The sequence below is a fragment of the Lysobacter sp. A378 genome (genome assembly GCF_054052125.1).
Window position 1 is genome coordinate 950,653 of the sequence record NZ_JBSVRK010000002.1, and the last position, 23,111, is coordinate 973,763.

General features: G+C 63.6%; 22 protein-coding genes and 2 tRNA genes. All 24 read right to left on the reverse strand.

Annotation, left to right across the window (positions count from 1 at the left end; translation table 11 throughout):
- Positions 1-3: 3 nt before the first annotated feature.
- Positions 4-630, reverse strand: a complete 627-nt coding sequence (locus ACW7G1_RS10190) for a ribosome maturation factor RimP (protein ID WP_456979609.1) — start codon at positions 628-630, stop codon at positions 4-6.
- A 216-nt stretch (positions 631-846) separates the two neighbouring features.
- Positions 847-923, reverse strand: a tRNA-Met gene (locus tag ACW7G1_RS10195).
- 215 nt (positions 924-1,138) lie between these two features.
- On the reverse strand, positions 1,139-2,581 hold the full coding sequence (nuoN, locus tag ACW7G1_RS10200; RefSeq protein WP_456979610.1) for an NADH-quinone oxidoreductase subunit NuoN: 1,443 nt from the start codon (positions 2,579-2,581) through the stop codon (positions 1,139-1,141).
- A 53-nt stretch (positions 2,582-2,634) separates the two neighbouring features.
- Complete coding sequence (locus ACW7G1_RS10205; RefSeq protein WP_456979896.1) at positions 2,635-4,134, reverse strand: NADH-quinone oxidoreductase subunit M; 1,500 nt, start codon at positions 4,132-4,134, stop codon at positions 2,635-2,637.
- Positions 4,135-4,174: 40 nt separating this feature from the next.
- Positions 4,175-6,232 carry an NADH-quinone oxidoreductase subunit L gene (gene nuoL, locus ACW7G1_RS10210; RefSeq protein ID WP_456979611.1) on the reverse strand — a complete coding sequence of 686 codons (2,058 nt, stop codon included), beginning with the start codon at positions 6,230-6,232 and terminating at the stop codon, positions 4,175-4,177.
- A gap of 13 nt (positions 6,233-6,245) precedes the next feature.
- A complete protein-coding gene (gene nuoK, locus ACW7G1_RS10215) occupies positions 6,246-6,563 on the reverse strand; it encodes an NADH-quinone oxidoreductase subunit NuoK (protein ID WP_456979897.1) in 318 nt (105 codons plus the stop codon).
- Positions 6,564-6,568: 5 nt separating this feature from the next.
- Positions 6,569-7,222 carry an NADH-quinone oxidoreductase subunit J gene (locus tag ACW7G1_RS10220; RefSeq protein ID WP_456979612.1) on the reverse strand — a complete coding sequence of 218 codons (654 nt, stop codon included), beginning with the start codon at positions 7,220-7,222 and terminating at the stop codon, positions 6,569-6,571.
- 8 nt (positions 7,223-7,230) lie between these two features.
- Positions 7,231-7,719 (reverse strand): NADH-quinone oxidoreductase subunit NuoI, encoded by a 489-nt coding sequence (gene nuoI, locus ACW7G1_RS10225; RefSeq protein WP_456979613.1) that lies wholly within the window; start codon positions 7,717-7,719, stop codon positions 7,231-7,233.
- A 9-nt stretch (positions 7,720-7,728) separates the two neighbouring features.
- Positions 7,729-8,790, reverse strand: a complete 1,062-nt coding sequence (gene nuoH / locus ACW7G1_RS10230) for an NADH-quinone oxidoreductase subunit NuoH (RefSeq protein WP_456979614.1) — start codon at positions 8,788-8,790, stop codon at positions 7,729-7,731.
- Between the two features lie 5 nt (positions 8,791-8,795).
- Entirely contained in the window at positions 8,796-11,057 is a 2,262-nt protein-coding gene (gene nuoG / locus ACW7G1_RS10235; protein WP_456979615.1) for an NADH-quinone oxidoreductase subunit NuoG, read from the reverse strand.
- Positions 11,054-12,409: an NADH-quinone oxidoreductase subunit NuoF gene (gene nuoF, locus ACW7G1_RS10240; RefSeq protein ID WP_456979616.1), complete on the reverse strand. Its 1,356-nt coding sequence runs from the start codon at positions 12,407-12,409 to the stop codon at positions 11,054-11,056. The genes nuoG and nuoF overlap by 4 nt, the downstream gene beginning before the upstream one ends.
- Positions 12,410-12,417: 8 nt before the next feature.
- Complete coding sequence (gene nuoE, locus ACW7G1_RS10245) at positions 12,418-12,945, reverse strand: NADH-quinone oxidoreductase subunit NuoE (RefSeq protein WP_456979617.1); 528 nt, start codon at positions 12,943-12,945, stop codon at positions 12,418-12,420.
- A gap of 28 nt (positions 12,946-12,973) precedes the next feature.
- Positions 12,974-14,203, reverse strand: coding sequence for an NADH-quinone oxidoreductase subunit D (locus ACW7G1_RS10250; RefSeq protein WP_456979898.1), 1,230 nt, complete (start codon positions 14,201-14,203; stop codon positions 12,974-12,976).
- A 98-nt stretch (positions 14,204-14,301) separates the two neighbouring features.
- Positions 14,302-15,030 carry an NADH-quinone oxidoreductase subunit C gene (locus tag ACW7G1_RS10255; protein WP_456979618.1) on the reverse strand — a complete coding sequence of 243 codons (729 nt, stop codon included), beginning with the start codon at positions 15,028-15,030 and terminating at the stop codon, positions 14,302-14,304.
- Entirely contained in the window at positions 15,023-15,601 is a 579-nt protein-coding gene (locus ACW7G1_RS10260) for a NuoB/complex I 20 kDa subunit family protein (RefSeq protein ID WP_456961724.1), read from the reverse strand. The genes ACW7G1_RS10255 and ACW7G1_RS10260 overlap by 8 nt, the downstream gene beginning before the upstream one ends.
- Positions 15,592-15,948 carry an NADH-quinone oxidoreductase subunit A gene (locus ACW7G1_RS10265; RefSeq protein ID WP_456961725.1) on the reverse strand — a complete coding sequence of 119 codons (357 nt, stop codon included), beginning with the start codon at positions 15,946-15,948 and terminating at the stop codon, positions 15,592-15,594. The genes ACW7G1_RS10260 and ACW7G1_RS10265 overlap by 10 nt, the downstream gene beginning before the upstream one ends.
- Before the next feature lie 90 nt (positions 15,949-16,038).
- Positions 16,039-16,123, reverse strand: a tRNA-Leu gene (locus ACW7G1_RS10270).
- Positions 16,124-16,254: 131 nt separating this feature from the next.
- Positions 16,255-16,695 carry a preprotein translocase subunit SecG gene (gene secG / locus ACW7G1_RS10275; RefSeq protein WP_456979619.1) on the reverse strand — a complete coding sequence of 147 codons (441 nt, stop codon included), beginning with the start codon at positions 16,693-16,695 and terminating at the stop codon, positions 16,255-16,257.
- 43 nt (positions 16,696-16,738) lie between these two features.
- Positions 16,739-17,491, reverse strand: coding sequence for a triose-phosphate isomerase (tpiA, locus tag ACW7G1_RS10280; protein WP_456979620.1), 753 nt, complete (start codon positions 17,489-17,491; stop codon positions 16,739-16,741).
- Between the two features lie 106 nt (positions 17,492-17,597).
- A complete protein-coding gene (locus tag ACW7G1_RS10285; RefSeq protein WP_456979621.1) occupies positions 17,598-18,545 on the reverse strand; it encodes an isopenicillin N synthase family dioxygenase in 948 nt (315 codons plus the stop codon).
- 44 nt (positions 18,546-18,589) lie between these two features.
- A complete protein-coding gene (glmM, locus tag ACW7G1_RS10290; protein ID WP_456979899.1) occupies positions 18,590-19,972 on the reverse strand; it encodes a phosphoglucosamine mutase in 1,383 nt (460 codons plus the stop codon).
- 27 nt (positions 19,973-19,999) lie between these two features.
- On the reverse strand, positions 20,000-20,890 hold the full coding sequence (gene accD, locus ACW7G1_RS10295; RefSeq protein WP_456979622.1) for an acetyl-CoA carboxylase, carboxyltransferase subunit beta: 891 nt from the start codon (positions 20,888-20,890) through the stop codon (positions 20,000-20,002).
- A gap of 77 nt (positions 20,891-20,967) precedes the next feature.
- Entirely contained in the window at positions 20,968-21,780 is an 813-nt protein-coding gene (trpA, locus tag ACW7G1_RS10300; protein ID WP_456979623.1) for a tryptophan synthase subunit alpha, read from the reverse strand.
- Positions 21,777-23,063, reverse strand: coding sequence for a tryptophan synthase subunit beta (gene trpB / locus ACW7G1_RS10305; RefSeq protein WP_456979624.1), 1,287 nt, complete (start codon positions 23,061-23,063; stop codon positions 21,777-21,779). Before trpB ends, trpA begins: the two co-directional genes overlap by 4 nt.
- Between the last annotated feature and the right edge of the window lie 48 nt (positions 23,064-23,111).

A 23,111-nucleotide genomic window follows, 5' to 3' on the forward strand; every position in this document is an offset into this window, starting at 1 on the left:
TGCTTACTCCGCCGAGGACGGCTTTGCCGCCGGCTTGTTGGTTGGTGTGTTGGTTGGATTCTTGCGCTGTCCCGGTTTGGAGCCGGGCTTGCTGGGCTCGAGTCCCAACGCCGCCCAGTCCGGGACCAGACGAGCCTTGTCGACATTGTCCTGCTGGATCACCAGCGGCGCGCCGTCGACCAGGAAGGTCATGTCGTCGTCGGTGACCTGTGAAATCACACCGGTCAGGCGACGACGACCGTCTTGCGGCAGCCGCAACGTAACCTTCGCAGTTTCACCGATAAAGCGGGTGAAATGCGCGGCGGTGAACAACGGCCGGTCAAGCCCGGGGGAAGACACTTCCAGGGTGTAGTTGCCGCTGATCGGATCTTCCACGTCGAGCTGGGCGGAAACCTCGCGGCTGACGGCCTCACAGTCTTCGATGGAGACCGCTCGTGGCGCACCGTCATCGGTGCCATCGTCACCCGCTTGGGCGTCACCGCTGGCCAGCTCGCTCGCGGGCAAATCGATATACAGCCGGACAACCGCCCCACCCGGGGACGGGAGGTACTCGATGCCCAATAGCTCGACACCCAACGAAGCAACCGTGGGGGCCAGCAATTGAGAGATTTCGGCCGCTTTGTCCGTCACGCGTTCCTACTCCTGCGATTGGCAACTGGCGCGTCGATCCGCGAGTCAATACTGCAAATGCAACAAAGGGCCCATTGGGCCCCTTGTCCGTACCGCTGGATGTCGGTGTGACGCGCGAGCAGAACGCGTCACCAAGCCCGAGCTGTTGGCCAAAAAAGAAAGCCTCTAAACGAGGCTTTCAGCGAACTGCCCAAACACTGCAGTCCCGGCCGAAGCTGGTAGCGGGGGCAGGATTTGAACCTGCGACCTTCGGGTTATGAGCCCGACGAGCTGCCAGACTGCTCCACCCCGCATCAGGCCGCCCATGATAGCGGCGGACTTTGAACTTCGCAAGCCCGATCAGGCTTTTTCTTTGCTCGACACTACTAGCGCCGATCCAACCCGGGGCCCCATTTCATGGCCTCGCCCCGGTTGGGGGAGGCAGAGCTTAACCGACCCACGCACTTGTTGCAAAACTTGTCGCACAAGCGCGTCCCGCAAGTGCGGAAACGCGGCCAAACCCCGGCAATCAGGGCCCGAATGAGCGCTGGCACCACTCCATGATCGGGCTCCAAGCCAGGCCAAGCACCAACAGCGCGACCGCATTGACGCCAAACACGATCCGCAACGGACGGTTCTGCGACGGCGGCGGCATCTCGCCGACCGGCTCATCGAAGTACATCATCTTGACCACGTGCAAGTAGTAGAACGCGCCGATCACCGCAAACACGATGCCGACGATGGCCAGCCAGAACATGTCGCCCTGGATCGCCGCCTGCAACACCGCCAGCTTCGCCCAGAAGCCAATGAAGGGCGGCACGCCGGCCAACGAGAACATCACCAGCAGGACCATCCCGGCCATCCACGGATTGCGGGCATTGAGCCCCTTGTAGTCCGCCAGTTCATCGGCTTCAAAACCACGGCTGGACAGCACCACGATCGCACCGAAGGCCGCCGCGGCCATCAGCGCGTAGCTGATCGCGTAGAACATCGCCGCGGCAAAGCCAATCGCCCCTGCCCCGGCAAAGCCCATCAGCAGGAAGCCGACGTGGGAGACGGTCGAGTAAGCGAGCATGCGCTTGAAATTGCTCTGCATCAGCGCGCCGAGGTTGCCGATCGCCAGCGACAGCACCACCAGCGCGGCCAGCATGATCCGCCAGTGGTCATCTGCCGGTCCAAGCCCCTGCTCCAGCAGGCGGAAGGTCATCCCGAACGCCGCCAGCTTGGGCGCCGAGCCGATGAACAGGGTGATCGGGGTGGGCGCACCGTGGTAGACGTCGGGCAGCCACATGTGGAACGGAGCAGCGCCAAACTTGAAACCGATGCCGACTACCGCGAACACCACGCCGGTCACCAGCATTGTCTGCGACGAGGTGGTCTGCGCGGCAAGCGCGATGGCATCCAGGTCCAGCGTGCCGGTGGCGCCGTAGATCAACGACAGGCCGTACAGCAGCAGGCCCGATGCCAGCGAACCCAGCACGAAGTACTTGATTCCCGCCTCCGAGGCCAGCGGGTTGTCGCGGTCGATCGCCACCAGCGCGTACGAGCACAACGCCAGCATTTCCAGCCCGACGTAGATCATCACCAGGCTGCCGGCGGAGACCAGCAGCATCATGCCCAGCGCTGCAAACAGCATCAGCACCGACATCTCGCCCTTGTAGATGCCGCGATCGCGCATGTAGGGCCACAGATAGACCATCGACAACGCGGTCGCAATGGCGATGCCGACCTTCAGTACATCGGCCATGGTGTCGCGCACGAACATGCCACTGAACACCGTGGCGTGGCCGCCGACGCCGCAGGCGATCAGGCCAGCGGTGACCAGCAACAACACCATCGCCAGGACATGAACCATCACCCGGCGGCGGTCGGACAGGAACAGGTCGAGCATCAGCAGCGCGAAAGCGCCGCCGACCAGCACCAGTTCCGGCAACAACGGCATCAATTCGGCGGCGGAGCGTACGTGGATCATTGGCAATCTCTGATAGGTCGGTGCTTATGGCACGAGCGCCCGACTGGGCGTGTCTACAGTTTGGAGGCAGCGATCTGCATCGCCAGGTTGGCGATGGACGGTTCCATCATGTCGGTCAACGGCTTCGGCCATACGCCAATAAACAAGGTTCCGGCCGCGAACACGCCCAGCACGAACAACTCGCGGGCGCCGATGTCCTTCATGGTCTTGACCGGCTCGTTGACCACCGGTCCCCACAGCACGCGCTTGACCAGCCACAGGCTGTAGCCGGCGCTGATGATCAACGTCAGTGCTGCTCCCAGCGCGATCAACGGATTGCTCTGGAAGCTGGCCAGGATGACCATGAACTCGCCCACGAACGCCGACGTCCCGGGCAAGCCGGAGTTGGCCATCGCGAACAGCACATAGAACACCGCAAACATCGGCATCATCACCGCGACGCCGCCGTAATCCTTGATGCTGCGCGTGTGCAGGCGGTCGTACAGCACGCCGATGCAGGTAAACAGGGCCGCCGAGATGAAGCCATGACTGACCATCTGCACCATCGCGCCCTGCAGGCCCAGCCGCGCGGCGTCCATGTCGCCGAAGTCGCGGACAAGTCCGAAGGCAATGAAGGTACCCAGGGTCACGAAGCCCATGTGCGCGACCGACGAGTACGCCACCAGCCGCTTCATGTCCTCCTGGACCAGGGCGACCAGTCCGACATAAATTACCGCGATCAGACTCAAGGCGATCATCAGCCAGGCCCACTCGGCGCCGGCGTCGGGCACGATCGGCAAGGCAAAACGCAGGAAGCCATAGCCACCGATCTTCAACATGATCGCGGCCAGGATCACCGAGCCGGCGGTCGGCGCCTCGACGTGGGCGTCGGGCAGCCAGGTATGGACCGGGAACATCGGGATCTTGATCGCAAACCCGAGCAGGAAACCGAAGAAAATCCAGGTCTGTTCGCCCGCCGACAGCTGCAACTGGACCATGTCGGCGATCTGCCAGCTGCCACCCTTCATGTACAGGTAGATCAGCGCGATCAGCATGAACAGCGAGCCGAGGAACGTGTACAGGAAGAACTTCATCGCGGCGTAGACGCGGCGCGGCCCGCCCCAGACGCCGATGATGATGAACATCGGGATCAGCATGCACTCGAAGAACACGTAGAACAGCATCGAGTCCAGCGCGCTGAACACCCCGATCATCAAGCCTTCCAGGATCAGGAACGATGCGTAGTACTGGCTGACGCGCTTGTCCACGCTCCAGGCATAGACCAGCACCAGCATCGATGTCAGGGCGGTCAATCCGATCAGCGGGACCGAGAATCCGTCAACCCCGAGGTGGTAGCGCACATCAAAAGCCGGGATCCAGGCGTTGTTCTCCACGAATTGCATCGCAGCGGTGCCAGCATCAAACCCGGTGAACAGCAACACGCTCAACGCCAGGGTGACGGTCGCCACCGCGGTGGCAAACCAGCGCGCGGCGTTGGCGCGTTCATTGCCCAATGCGAGGGTCAGCAGGCCGCCGATGATCGGCAACCAGACAATCATGCTCAGCAAAGGCAGCGCGCTGTGTAAAGGCTCTGGGGTCACGTCGCGGTCCTTCTCAGATCAGGTTGCGGATGAGTGCGGCCAGCAACACGATCAAGCCGATAATCATCACAAAAGCGTAGTGGTACAGGAAGCCGGACTGGATCCGGCGGCTCAGGTTGGCGATCAGCTCGACTACGCGAACACTGCCATTGACGGCAACGCCATCGATCAACCGGCTGTCGATCATTCGTGACGCCTTGCCCAACTGGACGCTTCCACCGGCAAGTCCCTTGATCCACAGCGTGTCGAAACCGTATTTGTTTTCCAATACCCGGACCGGCCACGCAAAGACCCTGCGTGCCTTGGCGTGCAGCTCGGGCTTCCACAGATACATCACCGTAGCCAGCGCGAAACCGGCAAACGCGAGCCAGAACGTCGGCGCCATGAACCCGTGCAGCGCGAATGCAACCGGGCCGTGCCAGACCTGGCTGGCAAGCGTTGCCACCACGTCACGCGCCGCCGCCACGTCGATCGAGCCGAGGAAGAATGGAAGCTGCCCGATATCCCCATTCCAATTGGTCCCGAACAACACCGGACCCGCGGTGAAGAATCCGATCACCACCGAAGGAACCGCCAGCGCGATCAGCGGCACGGTCACCGTCCACGGTGACTCGTGTGGTTCGTGGCTGCCGTGCTCCTCGCCATGGTCATCATGCCCGGCCTCGTGCGCCGGAGGCGCATTACGGAACCGCTCCTCGCCATGGAAGGTCAGGTACAGCAGACGGAAGCTGTAGAACGCGGTCACGAATGCGCCCGCAAGCACGGCCCAATAGGCGTACTGGGCAATCCATCCACCATGCTGGCTGGCGTGGTGCGCCGCCTCGATGATGGTGTCCTTGGAGTAGAAGCCGCTGAAGAACGGCGTACCGACCAGCGCCAACGTCCCCAGCAACATGGTCCAGTAGGTGATCGGCATGTACTTCTTCAGCCCGCCCATCCGGCGCATGTCCTGCTGATGGTGCATGCCGATGATCACCGAACCGGCCGCCAGGAACAGCAGCGCCTTGAAGAACGCATGGGTCATCAGGTGGAACACCGCCGCGCTGTAGGCGGACACGCCCAGCGCAACCGTCATGTAGCCCAGCTGCGACAGCGTCGAATAGGCGATGACGCGCTTGATGTCGTTCTGCACGATGCCGATCAGGCCGGTGAAAAACGCGGTCGTCGCGCCCAGGAACAGGACCAGCTGCAACGCGGTATCGGACAACTCGAACAGCGGCGACATCCGGGCCACCATGAAGATGCCCGCGGTGACCATCGTCGCGGCGTGGATCAGCGCCGAGATCGGGGTCGGGCCTTCCATCGAGTCCGGCAGCCACACATGCAACGGAACCTGCGCCGATTTCCCCATCGCGCCGATAAACAGGCAGATGCAGATCACCGTCGCGATCGACCACTCATGGCCGGCGAAGACCGCAATGGACTCCCCTACCAGGCTTGGCGCGTTGGCAAACACGGTCGCGTAATCGAGCGAATCGAAATGCCACGCCACCGCGGCAATACCCAGGATGAAGCCGAAATCACCCACCCGGTTGACCATGAACGCCTTGAGGTTGGCGAACACCGCACTGGGACGCTTGAACCAGAAGCCGATCAGCAGGTATGACACCAGGCCCACCGCTTCCCAGCCAAAAAACAGCTGCAGGAAGTTGTTGCTCATCACCAGCATCAGCATCGAGAAGGTGAACAGGCTGATGTAGCTGAAGAAGCGCTGATAACCGTCGTCGCCGGCCATGTAGCCGATGCTGTAGATATGCACCAGCAGCGATACCGAGGTCACCACCACCAGCATCATCGCGGTCAGCGTGTCGACCATGAAGCCGATGTGTGCCTCGAACCCGCCGACCTTGAACCAGGTGTAGAGGTTCTCGTTGAACGGCGCCGCGCCCTGCCCGACCAGTTGCCACAGCACCCACCCCGACAGCGCACAACTCACCGCCAGCCCGGCAATGGTGACGCTGTGTGCACCGGTGCGACCGATCCTGCGGCCAAAGAAGCCCGCGATGATCGTGCCCAACAGCGGTGCCAGCGCGATGGCCAGCAGCACCCACTTGGAAATGGCGAACTCCATACCCGACATCCGATCAGCCCTTCAACGAGTCAATTTCGGCGACATTGATCGTGCGCCGGTTACGGAACAGCGTGACGAGGATCGCCAGGCCGATGGCGGCCTCTGCCGCGGCCACGGTCAGGATGAAGAACACGAACACCTGGCCAGACGGGTCACCGAGCTCACGTGAGAACCCCACGAAGTTGATGTTGACCGAAAGCAGCATCAGCTCGATGCACATCAGCAACACGATGACGTTCTTGCGGTTGAGGAATATCCCGGCCACGGAGATGCAGAACAGCACGGTTCCCAGAGTGAGGAAGTGGCCCAGCGCCAAGCCTGAAGCGAACATATCCATTACTTGCCCTCCCCGGGATTGCCCGTGCTATCGACGTCATCCAGCGGTCGCGGTTTGACCGCGTCCATCTTGACCACGCGCAGCCGGTCGGCAACCCGCACCCGCACCTGGTCGCCGGGGTTCTGCTTCTTGCCGCCTTCACGGGGCGGGCGCAGCGTCAGCGTTACCGCCGCGATCACCGCCACGGTCAGGATCACCGCCGCGGTTTCGAACGGCAGCAGGAATTCGGTGAACAACGCGTGCGCCAGCCATTCGGTATTGGGCAGGCCGGCGGCGGCCGCGCCATCGACCGGGAACGGCGTGTCCATCAGCGCTTTCGCACCGATCAGTACCAGCATCTCCACCAGCATCACTACCGCAACCAGCAACCCGACCGGCAGATAGCGCACGTACCCCTCGCGCAGCGGGATGATGTCGATGTCCAGCATCATCACCACGAACAGGAACAGCACCATCACCGCGCCGACATAGATCAGCACCAGCGCCACACCGAGGAACTCGGCGTCGCCGATGATCCACACGCAAGCCACCGAGAAGAATGTCAGTACCAGCGACAGCGCGGAATGCACCGGATTGCGGACACTGATGACGGCGGTTGCCGCCGCGATCGCCGCAAGGGAAAAAACAATGAAGGCTATGAAGACAAAATCCATGGGGGCACTCAGCGGAAGGGTGCGTCGGTGGCACGACGTTCTGCGATTTCGGCTTCAAGCCGGTCGCCGATGGCCAACAGCTGCGGTTTGGTGAGGACGTTCTGGCCGCGCTGGTCGAAGTGGTATTCGTGGATATGGGTTTCCACGATCGAATCCACCGGGCAGGACTCCTCGCAGAAGCCGCAATAGATGCATTTGAACAGGTCGATCTCATAGCGCGTGGTGCGGCGGCTGCCGTCTTCGCGCTTCTCCGAATCGATCGTGATCGCCAGTGCCGGGCATACCGCCTCGCACAATTTGCAGGCGATGCAACGCTCCTCGCCGTTGGGATACCGGCGCAGTGCATGGATGCCCCGGAAACGCGGCGACTGCGGCGTCTTTTCCATCGGATACATCAACGTGTACTTGGTCTTGAACGCGTACTTGAGGGTCAATCCCATGCCACGTAACAGCTCGATGAGCAGCAGGCTTTTGAAGAAGGAAACGATGCGAGTCATGGCTCTACCTTATTGCCCCGGCACGAACACGCCGAAATACGCCATCAGCGCGACCACGACGATCCAGAAGATCGCCAGCGGAACGAATACCTTCCAGCCCAGGCGCATGATCTGGTCGTAGCGATAGCGCGGGAACGAGGCGCGGAACCAGATGAAGCAGCTGGCAAAGAAGAACACCTTCGCAAACAGCCACCACCAGCCATCCACCGACAACAGCGGAATGCCCAGACCCTGCAGCGGGCTCAGCCAGCCACCAACGAAGAAGATCGAGACCAGGAAGCTGATCAGGATCATGTTCGCGTATTCGGCCAGAAAGAACAGCGCGAAACCGGCGCCGGAGTATTCGACCAGGTGGCCGCCGGTGATTTCCGACTCGCCCTCGACCATGTCGAACGGCAGCCGGTTGGTCTCGGCCACGCCGGACACGAAATAAATCACGAACAACGGCAGCAACGGCAACCAGAACCACTCGAACAGGCCCGCACTACCGGACTGCGCCATCACGATTTCGGTCAGGTTCAAGCTCCCGGCGGCCACCATCACCCCGACCAGCGCGAAGCCCATTGCGATCTCGTAGGCGACCATCTGCGCCGCGCCGCGCATCGCACCCAACAGCGCGTACTTCGAGTTGGTCGCCCAGCCGGCAAGAATCACGCCGTAGACCCCCATCGAGGTCATCGCCAACAGGTACAGCAGGCCCGCGTTGGCGTTGGACAGCACGACCTGGGCGTCAAACGGGATTACCGCCCACGCCGCCAGCGCCGGAATCAGCGCCAGCATCGGCGCCAACTTGTACAGGAACGGCGAGGCCGCTGACGGCTGCAACAACTCCTTGAACAGCAGCTTGAACACGTCGGCGAACGTCTGCAACAGACCGCCGAAACCGACGTACTTGGGCCCGATACGGACATGCATCCAGCCGATCAGCTTGCGCTCCCAGAGCACATAGAACGCCACCGCAATGATCAGTGGCACCGTGATGGCCAGGATCATCAATACCAGCCAGGCGACGGTCCCTACCGCCCCGAAGGAACTCAGCCAGCCGTGGAACGGAGTGATCAGGTCATTCATCACGCTCACGCTCCCCGTACCTTGGCGCGCCCGGCGCCCATGGGTGCGGTGGCGCCGTAACCGCTTTCAATCCACACCGTGCCGGCCGCGACCTGGTCGCTGACCAGCACAGGCAAGGTGGCCGTGCCCGCATTGGTGTTGAACTTGCCGGTGGCACCGTCTTCCAGTCCCAGTTGCCCGGCGTCGGAAGGATGGATCATCGCTCGCGGACCCACATTAAGCGGATGGGCCTGCAGCGCGGAAGCGCGGCGCACGACCGCATCGCAGCGATAGATCGCCACACTGGTGGCAATCTCCAGACCCTCACCGGAAGCATCGACGGACAGGCCCTGGCCGGCAACCGGCTTGACCTCGCGTTTGACCATGCTCGCGCGCAAGCCAGCCAGATCAGTGAATTCAAAGCCTTGCGCAACCGAGTCCCCGCCAAGTTGACCGCCCAGGGCACGCAACACGCGCCAGCCGGCACGCGCCTGGCCCGGGAGCTTGCCAGCCGCTACCGCCGCTTGTTCACGGCCATCGACGTTGGTCAGGGTGGCGTCGATTTCGGGCAACAGACCGATCGGCAGGATCACGTCGGCGACCGCACGGGTCGACTCGCACGCAAAATGGCTGAACGCGACGACCTGCGCGCTTCCCAACGCCTTCAAGGCGGCGGCGGTATCGGCAAAATCCAGGCCCGGCTCAACCCCGTACAGCAGGTAGGCGGTACGCGGCTCGCGCAGCATGGCGCCGGCGTCGCGTGCGGTCGGCAACACGCCGTGATCGGCCAGCCCGACGGCATTGGCACCCTGCGGAATCCGGCACAGGCGCGCACCGGTCGCTGCCGCAAAATCGGCTGCGGCGGCCCGGATCGCGGAGGCGTACTGGCTGTTCTCGGCCAGCGCGCCAATAAACACCACCGCACGCGAAGCCGCCTTGGCCACATCGCGCAGCCCGGTATCGGCAAGCGCTGCAGCCAGCCTGGACGGTGCCACGATCTGCTTGCCGGCAAGGTCGAAGGTCTGGTCGAAATCAACCGGGTTGACCACGTGGACCTTGGCGCCGTTCTGCCACGCCTTGCGAACCCGTGCGTTCACCAACGGCAGTTCGTGCCGCAGGTTGGCGCCGACGATAACCACCAGGTCGGCCTGTTCGACATCGGCGACCTGCATCTGGAAGACATCGGCGATCGCGGCGTCGGACAGGTCGCGTTGACTGAGGCGGTGATCGATATTGCCCGTCCCGAGCAAGTCGCCAAGACGGGCCAGCAAAGCGCCCTCCTCATTGGTGGTCGCAGGGTGCACCAGCATCCCCAACTGGTCGGCCGCGTTGTCACGCAGGATGGTCGCGGCTTTCGCCAGCGCCTCCTCCCATGTGGCATCACGCCACTGGCCACCGTCCTTGATCATCGGTTCCAGTGCGCGGTCACTCGCGTACAGGCCCTGATGTGAATAGCGATCGCGATCCGACAGCCAGCACTCGTTGACCATGTCGTTGTCGCGCGGCACGCTGCGCATCACCTCGCTACGGCGCACGTGCAGGAACAAGTTGCTGCCCAGCGCGTCGTGGTAACCCAGCGACTCGCGCGCCTGCATCTCCCAGGCGCGGGCGCGGAACTGGAACGGCTTGTTGGTCAACGCACCGACCGGACACACGTCGATGACGTTGCCGGACAACTCGGTGGTCAGCGGCTTGCCATCGTAGGTCCCGATCTGCAGGTCCTCGCCGCGATACATGCCACCCAACTCGTAGGTCCCCGCAATCTCGGCGGTAAATCGGACGCACCGGGTGCAATGGATGCAACGGGTCATCTCGGTCGCCACCAGCGGCCCGATGTCCTCATCGGCGACCACGCGTTTGCGTTCCGCAAAACGACTCACCGAGCGGCCGTAACCGAGCGACAGGTCCTGCAACTCGCATTCGCCACCCTGGTCGCAGATCGGGCAGTCCAGCGGATGGTTGATCAGCAGGAACTCCATCACGTTGCGCTGCGATTTCAACGCCTTCTCGCTGCGGGTGCGGACCTTCATGCCATCCATGACCGGCGTGGCGCAGGCCGGCGCGGGCTTGCCCATCTTCTCCACGTCCACCAGGCACATCCGGCAGTTCGCCGCGATCGACAGTTTGTCGTGGTAGCAGAACCGCGGGATCGGAATGCCGATCTTGTCCGCGGCCTGGATGATCATCGAACCCTTCGGCGCGGTGGTCGCGACGCCATCGATCTCGATCGCGACATGCCCTTCCGGCACTACCGGGGCGACGCTGGTGTTTTCCGCTTCGGCGCTCATGCCACCTTCTCCACGCGCCCGTCGCGCTGGTCATCCACCAGGAAACGCTTGTTCACGATGGCGTACTCGAACTCCGCCCAGTAATGGCGCAGGAACCCCTGCACCGGCCATGCAGCGGCTTCACCGAATGCACAGATGGTGTGCCCCTCGATCTGTCCGGCGGATTCGCGCAGCACCTGGAGATCCTCCACGGTCGCGCGCATGTCGACGACGCGGCTGATCATGCGGTACATCCAGCCGGTGCCTTCGCGACATGGCGTGCATTGACCGCAGCTTTCCTTGTAATAGAACCGCGCGATGCGTTGGCAGGCGCGCACCATGCAGGCGGTCTCGTCCATCACGATCACCGCGCCGGAGCCCAGGCCGGAGCCGGCCTTCTGCAACGCGTCGTAATCCATGGTCACACCCATCATGGTCTCGCCCGGCAGTACCGGCATCGAGGAGCCACCGGGGATCACCGCCTTGATCTTGTGGCCTGGACGAATGCCCCCGGCCATCTCCAGCAACTCGGAGAACGGTGTACCCAGGCGGATCTCGTAGTTGCCCGGTTTGGCGACGTGGCCGGACACCGAGAACACCTTGGCGCCGCCATTGTTCGGCTTGCCCAGGTTGAGGAACCATTCCGGACCGTTGCGGATGATGGTCGGCACCGAGGCGTAGGTCTCGGTGTTGTTGATCGTGGTCGGCTTGCCGTACAGGCCGAAGTTGGCCGGGAATGGCGGCTTGAAGCGCGGCATGCCCTTCTTGCCTTCCAGCGACTCCATCAATGCGGTTTCTTCACCACAGATATAGGCACCCGCACCCAAGGCATTATGGATGTCGATATCGATGCCCGAGCCAAGAATGTCCTTGCCCAGCCAGCCGTTGTCGTAGGCGTCCTTCAGCGCCTGCTCGATACGCTCGAACGGCTCATGGTGGAACTCGCCGCGCAGGTAGTTGTAGGCCACCGTCGAGCCGGTCGCATAGCAGGCGATCGCCATGCCCTCGATCACCGAATGCGGGTTGAAACGCAGGATGTCGCGATCCTTGCAGGTGCCCGGCTCGGATTCATCGGAATTGCACAGGATATATTTCTGGACCTCGTCGCCCTTGGGCATGAAGCTCCACTTCAGGCCGGTCGGAAAGCCCGCGCCGCCGCGTCCCCGCAGACCGGACTGCTTGACCATCTCGACCACGTCGGCCGGCGCGATCTTCTCATCGAGGATCTTCCGCCAGGCGCTGTAACCGCCAGTCTTGAGGTAGTTGTCATACGACCACGGCGTGTCGTAGTGAAGCGTCGTGTAAACGACACTGTGCTCCTGCGGAGCAGGACCGACCGGACCGTAGCCCTTGGAATAATCGTGATGTGCCATGCCGCCTCTCACTCCAGCCCGTCAAGCAGTGCGTCGAGGCGCTCCGCGTCGAGCTTCTCGTGGTAATGGCCGTTGACCAGCATCACCGGTGCGCCACAGCACGCGGCGACGCACTCTTCCTCGCGCTTGAGGAAGACGCGGCCGTCGGCAGTGGATTCGCCCAGTTTGCAGCCCAGCTTCTTCTCTGCGTGGGCAACCAGGTCCTCGGCGCCGTTGAGCCAGCAACTGATGTTGGTGCAGATGGCGACGTTGTTGCGGCCCACCGGCTCCAGGGCAAACATCGAGTAGAAGCTGGCCACTTCGTAGGCATGCACCGGCGGCAGGCCCAGGTACTTGGCCACCGCGCAGATCAGCTCGTCGCTCAGCCAGCCGCGGTTCTGCTCCTGGGTGGCGAACAACCCCTGGATCACGGCCGAACGCTTGCGCTCGGGCGGGAACTTGGCCACCCAGTGATCGATGTGCGCGCGGGTGTCATCCGACAACGCAACCATCGGGTCGACGTTCTTGCACGCCTCGAAATTTCCAGTCGCTTTCATGCTTTCAAATCCTCAGCGATCGCCACGGTCAGCGATCCACCTCGCCGAACACGAGGTCATAGGTACCAATCATCGCCACGGCGTCGGCCAGCATATGGCCCCGGACGACCGTGTCCATTGACGACAGATGCGCGAAACCAGGCGCGCGCAACTTGACCCGGAAAGGCTTGTTGGCGCCATCCGATACCAGGTAGCAGCCAAACTCGCCCTTGGGTGCCTCCACTGCGCAGTAGGTCTCGCCAGCGGGCACGCAGTAACCCTCGGTGAAGAACTTGAAGTGATGGATCAACGCTTCCATCGACTCCTTCATTTCCTCGCGTTCTGGCGGCCGCACCTTGTAGTTGTCGACCATCACCGGGCCGGGATTCACCCGCAGCCATTTGACGCACTGCTGAATGATCCGGGTCGATTGACGCATCTCGGCGATACGGACCAGGTAACGGTCGTAGCAATCACCTTCGGTGCCCAGCGGGATATCAAAATCCATCTCCGCATACTTCGCGTACGGCTGCTTCTTGCGCAGGTCCCAGGCAACACCCGAGCCGCGCAACATCACGCCGGTCATGCCCCAGGCCTTGGCCAGCTCCGGGCTGATCACGCCGATTCCGACCGTGCGCTGCTTCCAGATCCGGTTGTCGGTCAGCAGGGTTTCATACTCGTCCACGCGATGCGGGAAGTCGTTGCAGAACGCTTCCAGGTAATCGAGCATCGAGCCTTCGCGCCAGTCATTGAAGCGCTTGAGCTTGGCGCCCTTGCGCCACGGCGACTCCTTGTAACGCGGCATCTGCCCCGGAAGGTCGCGAAAGACACCGCCGGGGCGGTAGTAGGTCGCATGCATGCGCGCCCCGGACACCGCCTCGTAGCAATCCATCAGCTCCTCGCGCTCGCGGAACGCGTACAGCATCACCGCCATCGCACCCAGATCGAGGGCGTTGGAGCCCAGCCACATCAGGTGGTTCAGCAGCCGGGTGATCTCGTCGAACATGGTGCGGATGTACTGCGCGCGCTCCGGCACCTCGATGTCCAGCAGGGTTTCGATCGCCCGCACATAGGCGTGCTCGTTGCACATCATCGACACGTAGTCGAGCCGGTCCATGTAACCGATGGACTGGTTGAACGGCTTGGACTCGGCGAGCTTCTCGGTACCGCGATGCAGCAAGCCCACATGCGGGTCGACACGCTGCACGACCTCGCCGTCCATTTCCATGATCAGGCGCAGTACACCATGGGCGGCCGGATGCTGCGGGCCGAAGTTCATGGTGTAGTTGCGGATCTCCGGGCTGCCTTTCAACCCGGAAATGGGGCTGGGGTCGAGTCGGGTCTGGTTGACCAGCGGCATCTGGTGGGTGGGCGTGCTCATGGCTTGACCTCGCGACGGGCCGCCGATTCACTGACAGCGGTCTGGTAGCGCGAGTCGTCGCGGATCACCCGCGGCACCAATACCCGCGGCTCGATCGATACCGGTTCGTAGATCACGCGCTTCTTCTCCGCGTCGTAGCGGACCTCGACGTTGCCGATCAGCGGGAAGTCCTTCCGGAACGGGTGACCGATGAAGCCGTAATCGGTAAGGATCCGGCGCAAGTCCGGGTGGCCCTCGAAAATGATGCCGAACAGATCGAACGCCTCACGCTCGAACCAGTTCGCGCCCGCCCAGACCGAGGTCAGCGAGTCCACGACCGGCATCGCGTCGTCCGCGGCAAAGGTGCGCAGGCGGAGCCGTCGGTTGTGCTGGTAGGACAACAGGTGGGCGACCGCGGCAAACCGGCGATCCGGCGCGTCGGCCGCACCGTTGGGCGACTCGCCCCAGACAAAGCGCCCCGGGCCTTTGCCTTCGACGCCGCGCGAGAATCCCTCGAACGTGGCTTCGGTATTCCACTCATCGCTGCCGTAGCTCAGGTAGTCGACGCCGCTGACATCGGTCAACTGCTCGAAACCGAACTCGTCGCGCAACGCCAGCGCCGCCGCCAGCCACTGGGTCGGATCGACATCCAGGGTGATCTCGCCACGCGGCTCCGCCACCGTCACCAGGCCATCGGCGAAACGCTCGCGCAAGCGATCGGCATAGGCTGCAACGGACTCATTCATCCCGCACACCCTGCTTGGCCCCACCAAAGTTGGTGCCACGACGGATCTTCTTCTGCAGTTGCAGGATGCCGTACACCAGCGCCTCGGCCGTTGGCGGGCAACCCGGCACGTAGATGTCCACCGGCACGATACGGTCGCACCCGCGCACGACGGAGTAGGAATAGTGGTAGTAGCCGCCGCCGTTGGCGCAGCTGCCCATCGAGATCACCCACTTGGGGTCGGGCATCTGGTCGTAGACCTTGCGCAGCGCCGGGGCCATCTTGTTGACCAGCGTGCCGGCCACGATCATCACGTCGGACTGGCGCGGTGACGGGCGGAAGATCACGCCGTAACGGTCCAGGTCCAGGCGCGCCGCGCCGGCGTGCATCATTTCCACCGCGCAACAGGCCAGGCCGAACGACACCGGCCACATCGACCCGGTTCGCGCCCAGTTCCACAGCGCATCCAGGTTGGTGGTGACGAAACCCTGCTGCATCAACGGGTTGTCAGCCTCGGGGAGCAGGATGTCATCCAGGCGCCCTACCGGTACCGGATTGTGCATCAGACCCGAGATGGTCTCACTCACTCCCATTCCAGCGCCCCTTTCTTCCAAACATAGATGAAGCTCAACAGCAACATGCTGACAAAGATCGCCATCTCGACCAGGCCGACCAGGCCAAGATCCCGGAATACCGTTGCCCACGGCACGATGAAGATGATCTCCAGGTCGAAGATGATGAACTGGATCGCGATCAGGTAGTAGCGCACGTCGAACTGCATGCGCGCATCTTCGAATGCTTCGAATCCGCATTCATAAGGAGACAGTTTGGCCAGACTCGGGCGCCTGGGGCCGAGCACGTAGCCGGCGACCAACAGCACCACGCCAATACCGGTGGCGACAATAAGGAACAACAGGGTCGGCAGATATTCGCCCAGCACTTCCGTTCTCTCTCGGCTACGCCGCGCGAACGCGGACTTGGCTCGGCGGCACCAGACTGCGTAGGTACCGTTGACTAATGCAAACTGGAGTGGTGCCCAAGGGGGGACTCGAACCCCCACGACCTAAGCCGCTACCACCTCAAGGTAGTGCGTCTACCAATTCCGCCACCTGGGCACAATCTCCAAAACCTCCTTCATCCCTGACTCCGCGCCCCATCACTGGGCAACGACGGTTTTTGGTCATCATGACCGGACACCCGGCGCTCCATGCCGGACGTCACTTTGCTCCAATTGTATCGCGCTGCCTCAGTTGCCGACGGGTTTCGGTGTCTCTGCGTCGGCGGGGACTGCTGGCACGCCGTCGGCATCGATCGGGGCCTGCACGGGCACGGGTGTCGCCTGCTCCGGCGCTGCGGGAATGGGCGCGGGAACGGCCGCATTCTCCTGGGGCAGTGCGGGCGCAACCGGCACCTGCGACATCACGCCAAGATCCTGACTTGCCGCGGCCGGGCCGAGCACCTTGGTAGCCTGCCACGCCATGAACATGCTGATGCAGAAAAACGTGATGGCCAGCCATTTGGTCGACTTGGACAGGAAACTCGATGCACCGCGCGCGCCGAACACGGTCGCCGACGCACCGCCGCCAAACCCTGCGCCCGCTTGCGCACCTGCGCCGCGTTGCATCAGGATCATGGCGATCATGGCGATCGCGATAATCAAATAGATGACGTTGAGGAACAACAGCATCGGAAAGCTCTTCAGTCAATCGTCCGGGGTGAACCGGAACCGGTCAGGGCACCAACGCAGCCGCGATGGCGTTGAAGTCGGCAGCTGCCAGTGCGGCGCCGCCAATAAGGCCGCCATCGACGTCCGCCTGTAAAAACAGTGCGGCGGCATTGTCGGCCTTCACGCTGCCGCCGTACAGGATCGGCAGCGAGTCAGCGATTCTAACATCGTGGGCAGCGACTTCGCTACGGATGAATGCATGAACCGCCTGCACCTGCTCCGGAGTCGCGGTCTTGCCGGTACCAATGGCCCATACCGGCTCGTAGGCCACGATCGCGCCATCGAACGCACCGGCACCGTCGGTGAGCAACGGGGCCAGCTGTTCTTGCAGCCGCCACTCGGTCTGCCCATCCTCCCGCTCACTCAGGCTCTCGCCGATGCAGAGGATCGGAGCAAGCCCGGCAGCCTTGGCCGCAAGGAACTTTTCGGCGACCAGCTCGCTGGTTTCGTTGTGGTACTGGCGCCGTTCCGAATGACCCACCAGGCCATAGCGCGCGCCGACATCGACCAGCATTGCCGCGGAAACCTCACCGGTGTACGCACCTTTCTGGTTGCGACTGACGTCCTGTGCGCCAAATGCCAATCCGCGGCTTGCATAGCGAGTCACCAGTTCACCCAGATAAGGCATGGGCGGCAGGATGATCCGCTCGACCCCGGGCAGCACGCTCGCAGCGCTGATGGCATCCAGCAATTCCGCGGCGAAATGACGATCACCGTGCAACTTCCAGTTCCCTGCAACGATCTTGCGACGAGCCATGCCAACTCCGATGTTGAAAGCCGCGATTGTAAAAACCGCGGTTTTGAAGAACGCGATTCTACCCCAGTACCCACTGCGCCGGTTGCGGGACCAGCCAGCGACGGGACTACTTCAAATTGATTTCACGCAAACGCTGGTCCAGGTAACCCTGCGCGCTGATCGGCTCGGAATAACGGCTGGGGTTGTCGGCGTTGATCGTGCCGGGCAACACGTCGATCAGGAAGTCGGGATTCGGGTGCAGGAAGAATGGAACCGAGTAGCGTGGCTGGCGCGCCGCCTCTCCCATGGGGTTCACCACCCGATGGGTGGTCGAGGGATACACGTGGTTGGTCAAACGCTGCAGCATGTCGCCAATGTTGACCACGATGGTGTCGGCCTCAGCGGTGAACGGCACCCATTGCCCGCTGCGTGAGAGCACCTCCAGGCCTGCGGCGCTGGCACCCACCAGCAACGTGATCAGGTTGATGTCTTCGTGCGCACCCGCGCGCACGTTGGGCACCTGGACAGAGGTGATCGGGGGGTAGTGGATCGGCCGCAGGATCGAATTGCCGGAGTCGATCTTGTCGTCGAACCAATCCGCCGGAAGGTCGATATGCAACGCCAACGCGCTGAGCACCTTCGCGCCCAGCCGGTCAAGCGACTGATACAGGCCATAGGCGATCCGATGCAGCTCGGGAATCTCCGACGGCCAGATATTGGGCGGCATGACGCCTGCGTACCTGGAGTCGCGCGGGATCTCGCGACCGATATGCCAGAACTCCTTCAGGTCATGATGGACGGCGCCCTTTGCGGTCTCGACGCCGAACGGCGTGTAGCCACGCGCGCCGCCGCCGCCCGCGACGTGATACCCGCGTTTGACGTCGTCGGGCAGCGCAAACAGGCGCTGGAACACGTCGTAGCTTTCGGCGATCCGGTCAGCCGGGATGCCATGGCCGCGAATCCCGGCAAAACCCCATTCGCGGTAGGCATCGCCGAGCTGCGCGACGAATCCGTCACGTTGCGCCGGATCATCGAAGCGTCGGATGTCGAAAACGGGGATGCGGGTCTGGCTCATGTCCTGTCCATTGCAATGAAGCGCTGTGTGGAACGCAGCGCGAACTACTTTTCCTGGGGGCTGCCCTGCTTCGCGGCCTGGCGCACGGCCTCGGCCAGGCGGTCGAGCGTGGATTGCACGAGTTCGGCACCATCGGCCTCGACGGTGACCCGAACCACCGGCTCGGTGCCCGAGGGCCGCAGGAATGCACGTCCGCGCCCTTTTACCGCCAGCTGCGCGTCGGCCAATGCCGCCTGCACCGATGGCGCCTCGGCAGGACGGGTGCCATTGCTGAAGCGGACATTGACGGTCCGCTGGGGCACCTTTTCCAGCCCGGCCAACGCTTGGGCCAGCTCGACACCACGACGATGCAGCACCTCCAGCACCTGCAACGCGCTGACGATGCCATCGCCGGTACCGCTCTGGTCCAGGCACAGCAGGTGGCCCGAAGCTTCCCCGCCCAGCACCCCGCCATGCGCGACCAGTTGCTGGTGTACGTGGCGATCGCCGACCTTGGCCCGGACAAAACCAATCCCTTCACTCTCGAACGCGCGCTCCAGTCCGTAATTGGTCATCACCGTACCGACCACCGGGCCGCGCAGGCGACCGCTCTGGCGCCAGTCATTGGCCAACACGTAGAGCAGGTCGTCACCATCGCAAACCTCGCCCTGGCGGTCGACGAACATCACCCGGTCACCGTCACCATCAAACGCAATGCCCAGCACCGCGCCGGTCTCGCGCACCCGTCGGGCCAGCGCCTGCGGGTGGGTCGAACCGACCCCGTCATTGATGTTCAGGCCGTTGGGCTCGACCCCGATTGCGTCAACCTGGGCACCCAGCTCACGCAACACCAACGGGGCCAGCTGGTAGGTCGCACCGTTGGCACAATCCACCACGATGCGCATGCCGCCCAGGTCGAAACCCTTGGGCACGGAGTTCTTGCAGGCCTCCACGTAGCGACCGATCGCGTCGCGGGTGCGCTCGGTCTTGCCCAGTTCCTCCGAGGGCACGGTACTGAAGGGCTCCTCCAGCGAGGCCTCGATCGCCAACTCGGTCGCGTCGTCCAGCTTCTCGCCATGTGCGGAGAAAAACTTGATGCCATTGTCAAAATGCGGGTTGTGCGACGCGGAGATCACGATCCCGCCGTCAGCGCGCATCGAGCGGGTCAGGTGGGCGACCGCCGGGGTCGGCATCGGCCCCATCAACTGCACATCGACGCCGGCCGCGACCAGACCCGCCTCCAGCGCGGCCTCGAACATGTAGTTCGAGATCCGGGTGTCCTTGCCGATGATCACCACCGGCTTGCGCCACGCGCGCTCGCCCTGCGCCGCGCGCTTGAGCGCAAACCCGTAAGCGTTGCCCAGCCGCAGTACGAAGTCGGCGGAAATAGCGCCCTCGCCGACCCGGCCACGGATGCCGTCGGTACCAAAATATTTACGACTCATCAGATTTCACTCACGTCATGCCATGTGACGTCATGCCACGACTTCGGCATCGTCCTGCGGCTGGGGTTGTTTCATCATCATCGCCAACAAGTCGGCAAGCCGGTCGCGCATCTCGCGACGGTCGCAGATCTGGTCGATCGCACCGTGCTCAAGCAGGAACTCGGCGCGCTGGAAGCCCTCAGGCAGCGTCTCGCGCACGGTTTGCTCGATCACGCGCGGGCCGGCGAAACCGATCAACGCCTCCGGCTCGGCCATGTTGATGTCGCCAAGCATCGCGAACGACGCCGACACGCCGCCGAAGCTGGGATTGGTCATCACCGAGATGTAGGGCAGCCCGGCTTCACGCAAGCGCCCCAGCGCCGCGGAGGTCTTGGCCATCTGCATCAACGAGAACAGGCCTTCCTGCATGCGCATGCCGCCACTGGAGGAAAAACACACCAGGGGCGAGCCATCGGCCAGCGCCTGCTCGGCGGCGCGGGCGAAGCGCTCACCGCCGACCGAGCCCATCGAGCCGCCCATAAAGGCGAAGTCCATCGCGCAGGCGACCAGCGGACGCTGCTTGAGCGTGCCGCGCAAGGCCACCAGCGCGTCGCGTTCGCCGGTGGACTTGTGTGCGGCCTTGAGCCGGTCCGAGTACCTCTTTTGATCCCTGAACTTGAGCACATCGACCGGCGCAAGCTCGGCGGCGATCTCGCTGGTGCTGCCAGGGTCGAACAAGGCCTTGAGCCGTACCCGGGCACGGATCGCCCGGTGATGGTTGCACTTTGGGCAGACCTCCAGGTTCTCCTCCAGTTCCGGCCGGTACAGCACCGCGCCGCACCGGTCGCACTTTTCCCACAAGCCTTCGGGCACGCTGCGACGCTTGGCAGCAGCGGCATCGGTCCGGATGCCGGACGGCATTAATTTCTTGAGCCAGGACATGCGTTTACGAGATTTCCTGTAGCGGGTGGCGGGAGCCGGGGTCGCCGGCCAACATGCGAGTTTAGCGCAGCGCGCCCTCAGGCCGGACCCGATCCATCGATAGCCTGCCGCAACGGCGCCAGGAAGGCGCCCGCGCGCCGCGCCGCGTCGGCCGGGTCGTCCGCCCCTGACATCGCCGCGACCAGTGCGCTGCCGACCACGACACCGTCGGCCTGGCTCGCCATTGCCGCAGCGCTGGCCGCATCCTTGATGCCGAAGCCGGCCACTACCGGCACCGTGCCGCGTGCCCGGATGGCACCCAGGCGTTCACTGGCCGCGCCCGAATCCAGATGGTCGGCCCCGGTGACGCCGGCATAACTGACGTAGTAGAGATACCCGGTCGCCAGCTCGCACAGTTGATCCATGCGTGCCGGCGAGGTCGTGGGCGCCGCCAGCAGGATCATGTCCAGTCCGCACGCCGCAAACGCGAGCCGGTACTCGGCGGCCTCCTCGGGCGGCAGGTCAACCAGCAACGCACCGTCGATGCCGGCGCTCACAGCCTGGGCGGCGTAGCGCTCGGGCCCACGGACCTCGACCGGGTTGAGGTAGCCCATCAACACCACCGGCGTCTCATCATCGGTTTCGCGGAACCGCCGCACCGTCTCGAAGACATAATCCATCCCGGCGCCACGCGTAAGCGCACGCTCGGAGCTGTGCTGGATGGTCGGTCCATCAGCCATCGGGTCGGAAAATGGAACGCCGATCTCGATCACGTCGGCCCCGGCGGCCACCAGGGCGTGCATCACCGGCAAGGTCGCCTCCAGCGACGGATCACCGGCGGTGATGAAGGGCACCAGCGCTTTACGGGCGTCGGATTTCAACTTGGCAAAACGGCTTGCAATACGGCTCATAGCACCATCCCCTCGCGCGCCGCGATGGTGTGCACGTCCTTGTCGCCGCGACCGGACAGGTTGCACAGCACGATCGCGTCCTTGGGCAGCTCCCGCGCCAGCTTCACCGCCTGGGCGACCGCATGGCTGGACTCCAGCGCCGGCAGGATGCCTTCGGTACGGATCAACTGGTGGAAGGCCTGCAGCGCCTCGTCATCGGTGACGCCGATATAGTCGGCGCGCCCGGTTTCCTTCAGGAACGCGTGCTCCGGGCCGACGCCCGGGTAGTCCAGGCCGGCCGAGATCGAATGGGTGGGGATGATCTGGCCATCGTCATCGCACAACAGATACGTGCGGTTGCCGTGCAGCACCCCCGGCCGTCCCGCCGCCAGGGACGCGGCATGGCGACCGGTATCCATGCCCTCGCCCGCCGCCTCGGCACCGACGATCCGCACCCCCGGGTCATTCAGGAATGCATGGAAAATCCCGATGGCGTTGCTGCCTCCGCCGACGCAGGCGGTGATGGCATCCGGCAGGCGACCGTACTCGGCCAGCATCTGCTCGCGCGCCTCGCGCCCGACCACGGCGTTGAAGTCGCGCACCATGCGTGGGTACGGGTCGGGTCCGGCGACGGTGCCGATGATGTAGAACGTGTCGGCGACGTTGGTGACCCAGTCGCGCATGGCCTCGTTGAGGGCGTCCTTCAAGGTCGCCGAACCGCTGCTCACCGGCACCACTGTCGCGCCAAGCAACTGCATCCGGTAGACATTGATCTTCTGCCGCTCGATGTCGGTCGCGCCCATGTAGACCACGCATTCAAGCCCCAGACGGGCCGCCACGGTGGCCGATGCAACGCCGTGCTGGCCGGCACCGGTCTCGGCGATGATCCGGGTCTTGCCCATGCGGCTGGCCAGCAGTGCCTGGCCGATGGTGTTGTTGATCTTGTGCGCGCCGGTGTGGTTCAGGTCCTCGCGCTTGAGCAGGATGCGCGCACCGCCGACCTCGCGGCTCAGCCGCTGTGCGTGGTAGATTGGGCTGGGCCGGCCAACATAATGGGCCAGGTCGCGCTCGAACTCGGCCACGAAATCCGGGTCGATGCGGGCGGCGTCATAGGCGGCTGCCAGCTCCTGCAAGGGACCGACCAGGGTCTCGGCCACGAAGCGCCCGCCGAAGCGGCCGAAATGTCCGGATGCGTCAGGAAAGGCGTGGTAATCAACGGCGTCAGGGGGCGCCGCAGAGGTGGGGCTGGAAGGGTTTATCGCCGCGATGGCAGCGAACCGGCCTGGGGGAGATTGGAGGGGCATTTATCGCTCGTCTTTAGGCCCGGCGTCATCGCCGGGAGGGTAATCGGT

Excerpts from the sequence above, each read along its gene's own strand:
- ACW7G1_RS10260 (WP_456961724.1), bottom strand. The coding sequence starts at position 15,601 with ATGGGAGTGAGTGAGACCATCTCGGGTCTGATGCACAATCCGGTACCG.
- trpA (WP_456979623.1), bottom strand. The coding sequence starts at position 21,780 with ATGAGCCGTATTGCAAGCCGTTTTGCCAAGTTGAAATCCGACGCCCGT.
- tpiA (WP_456979620.1), bottom strand. The coding sequence starts at position 17,491 with ATGGCTCGTCGCAAGATCGTTGCAGGGAACTGGAAGTTGCACGGTGAT.
- ACW7G1_RS10220 (WP_456979612.1), bottom strand. The coding sequence starts at position 7,222 with ATGGATTTTGTCTTCATAGCCTTCATTGTTTTTTCCCTTGCGGCGATC.
- trpB (WP_456979624.1), bottom strand. The coding sequence starts at position 23,063 with ATGCCCCTCCAATCTCCCCCAGGCCGGTTCGCTGCCATCGCGGCGATA.
- ACW7G1_RS10255 (WP_456979618.1), bottom strand. The coding sequence starts at position 15,030 with ATGAATGAGTCCGTTGCAGCCTATGCCGATCGCTTGCGCGAGCGTTTC.
- nuoF (WP_456979616.1), bottom strand. The coding sequence starts at position 12,409 with ATGGCACATCACGATTATTCCAAGGGCTACGGTCCGGTCGGTCCTGCT.
- nuoL (WP_456979611.1), bottom strand. The coding sequence starts at position 6,232 with ATGGAGTTCGCCATTTCCAAGTGGGTGCTGCTGGCCATCGCGCTGGCA.
- accD (WP_456979622.1), bottom strand. The coding sequence starts at position 20,890 with ATGTCCTGGCTCAAGAAATTAATGCCGTCCGGCATCCGGACCGATGCC.
- nuoI (WP_456979613.1), bottom strand. The coding sequence starts at position 7,719 with ATGACTCGCATCGTTTCCTTCTTCAAAAGCCTGCTGCTCATCGAGCTG.
- secG (WP_456979619.1), bottom strand. The coding sequence starts at position 16,695 with ATGCTGTTGTTCCTCAACGTCATCTATTTGATTATCGCGATCGCCATG.
- nuoG (WP_456979615.1), bottom strand. The coding sequence starts at position 11,057 with ATGAGCGCCGAAGCGGAAAACACCAGCGTCGCCCCGGTAGTGCCGGAA.
- nuoH (WP_456979614.1), bottom strand. The coding sequence starts at position 8,790 with ATGAATGACCTGATCACTCCGTTCCACGGCTGGCTGAGTTCCTTCGGG.
- nuoE (WP_456979617.1), bottom strand. The coding sequence starts at position 12,945 with ATGAAAGCGACTGGAAATTTCGAGGCGTGCAAGAACGTCGACCCGATG.
- ACW7G1_RS10285 (WP_456979621.1), bottom strand. The coding sequence starts at position 18,545 with ATGAGCCAGACCCGCATCCCCGTTTTCGACATCCGACGCTTCGATGAT.
- nuoK (WP_456979897.1), bottom strand. The coding sequence starts at position 6,563 with ATGTTCGCTTCAGGCTTGGCGCTGGGCCACTTCCTCACTCTGGGAACC.
- nuoN (WP_456979610.1), bottom strand. The coding sequence starts at position 2,581 with ATGATCCACGTACGCTCCGCCGCCGAATTGATGCCGTTGTTGCCGGAA.
- ACW7G1_RS10250 (WP_456979898.1), bottom strand. The coding sequence starts at position 14,203 with ATGAACTTCGGCCCGCAGCATCCGGCCGCCCATGGTGTACTGCGCCTG.